The organism is uncultured Anaerococcus sp., assembly GCF_963510915.1.
Taxonomy (GTDB): domain Bacteria; phylum Bacillota; class Clostridia; order Tissierellales; family Peptoniphilaceae; genus Anaerococcus.
In genome coordinates this window covers 1-5092 of record NZ_CAUPHG010000109.1, presented here as the reverse complement: position 1 = coordinate 5092, position 5092 = coordinate 1, and the positions used below count along the sequence as shown (strand labels likewise).

At 33.7% G+C, this 5092-nt stretch carries 5 protein-coding genes and 1 pseudogene; 5 read left to right on the top strand and 1 reads right to left on the bottom strand.

Annotated features, from left to right (window positions below; translation table 11 throughout):
• From RQ893_RS08075 to RQ893_RS08055, 5 genes are all read left to right on the top strand, one after another.
• The coding region (locus tag RQ893_RS08075; protein ID WP_311482512.1) for an alpha amylase C-terminal domain-containing protein at positions 1–411 on the top strand (411 nt) is incomplete at its 5' end.
• Positions 408–875, top strand: a complete 468-nt coding sequence (locus tag RQ893_RS08070) for an acyl carrier protein (protein ID WP_311482511.1) — start codon at positions 408–410, stop codon at positions 873–875. The genes RQ893_RS08075 and RQ893_RS08070, both read left to right, overlap by 4 nt.
• Positions 872–2029, top strand: coding sequence for an FAD:protein FMN transferase (locus RQ893_RS08065; protein WP_311482510.1), 1158 nt, complete (start codon positions 872–874; stop codon positions 2027–2029). Before RQ893_RS08070 ends, RQ893_RS08065 begins: the two co-directional genes overlap by 4 nt.
• A 67-nt stretch (positions 2030–2096) precedes the next feature.
• The gene (locus tag RQ893_RS08060; RefSeq protein WP_311482509.1) at positions 2097–2750 is read left to right on the top strand and encodes a sugar transferase; all 654 of its coding nucleotides are present in this window, start codon (positions 2097–2099) and stop codon (positions 2748–2750) included.
• A gap of 98 nt (positions 2751–2848) precedes the next feature.
• A complete protein-coding gene (locus RQ893_RS08055; RefSeq protein WP_311482508.1) occupies positions 2849–4321 on the top strand; it encodes a DUF1846 domain-containing protein in 1473 nt (490 codons plus the stop codon).
• A 41-nt stretch (positions 4322–4362) separates the two neighbouring features.
• Here the strand turns inward: RQ893_RS08055 and RQ893_RS08050 are convergent.
• Positions 4363–5092 (bottom strand): annotated as a pseudogene (locus RQ893_RS08050) (metallophosphoesterase); the annotation flags it as partial.

The window sequence follows — 5092 nt, the reverse complement described above, 5'->3', positions numbered from 1 at the left end:
GGAATTAGGTGGGAATATCTTGATTATCCAATCCACGATGGATATAATCGTTTTGTAAAAGATTTGAACAAATTATATAAGGACGAAAAGGCCTTTTACAAGTATGATTATGATCAAGATGGCTTTGTGTGGAGAGTAGTAGACGATAATACCAACTCTGTCTTTGCCTATGAGAGGATAGCAGACGGGGATAGGTATTTGGTTATCTTAAATATGGCCAATGTCTACCAACCATACTACGAAATATATTATGACGAAGATTTAGTTTTTGAGGAAGTATTTAATTCACTTGATGAAAAATACGGAGAATATAGAACAGAGAAGAGAAAAATAGAAGTTAAGAAAGGAAACAATCTGGGATTAGAGCTTTGGCAATACGAAGCTGTAATCTTTAAGATAAGAAGCATATGAAAGACAGAAAACCAATCAACCTATCGTGGTTAGTTGAAAAATGGACTTTGATAGATGAGGACACATACTTAAAAAATATGTGGTTAAACACTGAATCTCTAGATTTTATTAGGATTAACAAAGAGATACAAACAAGTGAAGATATTGAAAAATCATATATAGATATAGACCAAGATGTTGAAAAATACATCTTAATGCCAGGCACTAGTGAAATAGATAATTCCGATATAAGGGATGCTTTTATATCTAGTCTTGATAGACGTGAAAGAGATTACTTTATCGAAAATGCAGAGTTTATAGCGCCAAGTGCTGAGTTTATGGACACGGTTTACGAACTGGGTCTTGAGGGCAGGTGGAATGACTTTAGGGATAAGGTCGCTGCAGGAGTGTTACTAAGTTGGGCAGAAGACGAAGGTCTGCCTATCAATAAGGATATGGAAACAATTAATATAAATAAAATATGAAAAAAATACTTATGATTTTGGCACTTGCTGCAAGTCTTTCAGCTTGTGCCAATATTAATGAAAAAGAAAAGGTAGAAAAACCAAAATTAGAAGCTGTAAAAGAAGATGATAATAATGAGTCTTCTAACTCAAAGGAAGATAGCTTGGAGACCGTAGGCCAAGCTCAGAATAAAGAAGATGGCGATCTAGAAAAGCATACAGAAAAAATTTATGAATACTTTGATACCATCACAGACTTTATAGCCTATACTAAGGATGAAAAAGAGTTTGATCGTTATGTAAAAGTATTAAAAGATGAGCTAAAGACTTATCATGAATTATATAACTCTTATGATGCTTTCGATGGCGTAAACAACTTTAGGACCATAAACGAAAATGCAGGCAAAAAACCTGTTAAGGTTGATCCAAAAGTTATAGAACTTGTTGAATATTCTAAGGAAATGTATGACTTTACAAATGGCAAGATAAATATAGCCATGGGATCGCTTTTAGGACTTTGGCATGAATATAGGGAGATGTCCCTAGATAATCCTGACAAGGCGGCTATTCCAGAAGAAAGTATGCTCGTTAAGGCAAGTGCTCATAAGGATATAGATTCTATAGAAGTAGATGAAAAAGCGGGAACAGTTTTTATAAAAGACCCTAACGTTCAAATCGATATAGGAGCTATCGGCAAGGGTTATGCTACAAAAATAATTGCAAATAGGCTTATGGAAGAAGGCCTCAGACATGGAATTCTATCCGTAGGTGGTGATGATGTTTTAATTGGGGATAATCCAGCTAGTGAAAATTCCTACTATAAGATTGCCATCCAAAATCCGAACCTAGAAGATAAGGAAAACCCATATTCATCTGTGGTTAGCCTTAAAAACACATCTGTAGTTACAAGTGGCGATTACCAGAGATTTTTCATGGTAGATGGTAAGAGATACCACCATATAATAGACCCTGACACCATGTATCCATCAACTAAGTGGAGGTCAGTATCTGTAATTTTAGACGACATTGCTAAGGCAGATACCATTTCAACCTATCTATTTATTATAGATCAGAAAGAAGGAATGGAATTTGCAAAAAAGGTCGGAGCTGAAGTTTTGTGGATTGATGAAGATTACAATATAACTTCCACAGAAGGCTGGCCAGAAGCAAAATAAGTTTTGACTAGAATATTAATAAAATTGTAGTTTAATAGTCTAATAATCATAAAAACTGAGGTTAGAAGTGAACAAGGTAAACGAAGATTTGATTTATGAACAATTAAATAAGAAAAAGGTAAGCTTATTTTTAAAAAGATTTTTTGATATTCTAGTATCCCTAATTGTCTTGATTATAATAGCTATACCTATGGCAATTGTAGCTATTTTTATAAAACTTGATTCTAAGGGACCTGTTTTTTATAAGCAGGAAAGACTTGCTAAAGGCAAAAGACCTTTTTATATCATTAAATTTAGGACAATGAGGGTAGGTGCTGATAAAAATCTTGATAATTTGACTGTTAAAAATGACCCAAGGATAACAAGGACTGGTGAATTTTTAAGAAAATGGAAGATAGACGAGCTTCCTCAATTTATCAATGTCCTAAAGGGAGATATGTCCCTCGTTGGCCCAAGACCTGAGACACCAAAAATGGTAAATCTATATCCTAATTATTACGATGTGATTTTTGCTGTAAGACCTGGTATAACAGACTATGCTTCTATAGAATTTAGGAATGAATCTGAATACTATAATTCAATTGAGGATAGCGAAAAGATTTATCTGGAGAAAATTCTTCCAATCAAGATTGATCTCAAGTTGAAATATATAGAAAACCTGTCTTTAAAGACTGATATTTCAATACTTTTCAAGACAGCTGCAACTATTATTACAAAATAAGGCGTAAAATTTGTGCGTCTTATTTTTTTTTGGAAAATTGTTGGTATAATTAAAAAGTAATTTTGTTGGTATAATAAAAAATAATGAAGGAGGGAATTGTGAAATTAGCTTTTGATAATGATAAATATATAAAGGAACAATCGGCAAATATTGTTGAAAGAATCAGTCACTTTGATAAGTTATACCTAGAATTTGGGGGTAAGCTTTTTGATGACGCTCATGCTTCAAGGGTCTTACCAGGATTTTTACCAGATTCTAAGTTAAGGATGCTTTTAAACATCAAAGAAAAAACTGAAATAATAATTACAATTAATGCCAAGGACATCGAAAAAACTAAGATAAGAGGAGATAACGGTATCTCCTATGACACTGAAGCCATCAGATTGAAATCCGCTCTTGAAGACTTTGGATTTTTGGTTTCAGCTATTGTAATCACCCAGTTTGACTACCAAGAAAAAGTTCTCAAATATTGTCAATACTTAGACAATCTTGGTATAAAAAACTATAAGACTTATGATATTGATGGCTATCCAAATAACCTCGCTAAAATTATATCTGATGAGGGTTTTGGCAAAAATGACCACGTTAAAACCACTAGACCACTCGTAGTTGTGACAGGTCCTGGTCCTGGTTCAGGCAAGATGGCTACCTGCCTATCTCAAATGTACCTTGATCATGAAAATGGAGTCAACGCCGGCTATGCTAAATTTGAGACCTTCCCAATTTGGAACTTGTCTTTAAAACACCCAGTGAATATGGCATATGAAGCTGCCACAGCTGACCTTGATGATGTAAATATGATTGATCCTTACCACCTTGAAGCCTACGGCAAATCTGCTGTATCCTACAATAGGGACGTAGAAGCCTTCCCAATTTTAAAGAAGATGTTTGAAAAAATAATGGGCAAGTCACCTTATATGTCACCTACAGACATGGGTGTAAATATGGCAGGTTTTTGTATTGTAGATGACAAGGCAGCCACTGATGCTTCCAAGGCAGAGATTATCAGAAGGTATTACAATACCCTAGTTGATTATAGGATGGCTAAGGAAAGTCTCCACACCTTAGAGAAAATTCAGATGCTTATGAGCCAGCTTGAAATATCTGCAGATGATAGGAAGGTGGCCCTAGAAGCTAGACAAAGAGCAAAAACTTCTGGCACAGAGGCCTTTGCAATTGAGCTTGAAAACGGAGAAATAATCACAGGCAAGAAGAGTGACCTATTAAGCGCTCCTTCAGCTTGTATCCTAAATGCCTTAAAAAAATTTGGTAAGCTTGATGATGAGATTTTATTAATCTCACCTCATATAATAGAGCCAGTTTCAGACCTTAAAACTAAGGGACTTGGTAGTAGTGAGACAAGCTTGTCTGTAAATGAAATGCTAATTGCCCTTTCAATTTCAGCAACAACCAATCCACTAACTCATATGGCTATTAAACAATTAAGCAAATTAAAGGGTCTAGATGCTCACTCAACAGTAATATTAAATGATTCTCAAAAATCTATGTTAAGAAAGCTTGGGATGAATTTCACTCAGGATCCAGAATTTTCTAACGAAAACTATAGATAAAAAACAAGCCCTTGTATATTTTATACAAGCGGCTTGTTTTTTTAATCATCTTTATCGTTAAATTCTATATAGTTGAAGTAAAAATCTATATCATTTTCTGTATCGTTTTGGTAAATTTTTGCCATATCTTCATTCATCTCTCCAATCATATCACTTATAAACTTCCTCAATGATTTTTGTCCAAACATTTTATCTGACATGTCCATCTTAAATTTCCTAGCTGATTTGGAGTTGATGATTTTCTTTGCTAAATCTACACCACTTATATGAGGTTTTTGAGTAATAAACCTCGAAAAGAAATCTAATAAGTCTTTTAAATTATTAACCTTATGCCTTATATACTTGTATGATAAGTTTGAGGTGATGCCTTGGGTTTTGATTAAATCGTCATAAAATTTATTCTTTGACCCGTATTTTAAAAATTTTATATTAGTTGTTATATAGTCAAAGGCTTCGTTTATCTCATCACTAGCATATTCAAGGGTGGAATCTACGATATTATAAGACTTGTCATTTAACTTTTCTAACATATCTGTAACATATTTTGGTCTTTCTATGTCGTTTGACCTGTACTGGTAGATGAAGTTGGCAAAATCATAAAAATTATGGCCTTCCTTATCTATAGGCATCTTGAATATTTTATTTAAGATTTTTTCTATAAAATATATCATAAGGGGTGGGTAGATGATATCTCTTTCTATTTGTTTACAAATAATATCTATAGTATCTTCTATATCATTTGAATAGACCCTTATCCTATTACCTATGGCC

Excerpts from the sequence above, each read along its gene's own strand:
- RQ893_RS08070 (WP_311482511.1), top strand. The coding sequence starts at position 408 with ATGAAAGACAGAAAACCAATCAACCTATCGTGGTTAGTTGAAAAATGG.
- RQ893_RS08065 (WP_311482510.1), top strand. The coding sequence starts at position 872 with ATGAAAAAAATACTTATGATTTTGGCACTTGCTGCAAGTCTTTCAGCT.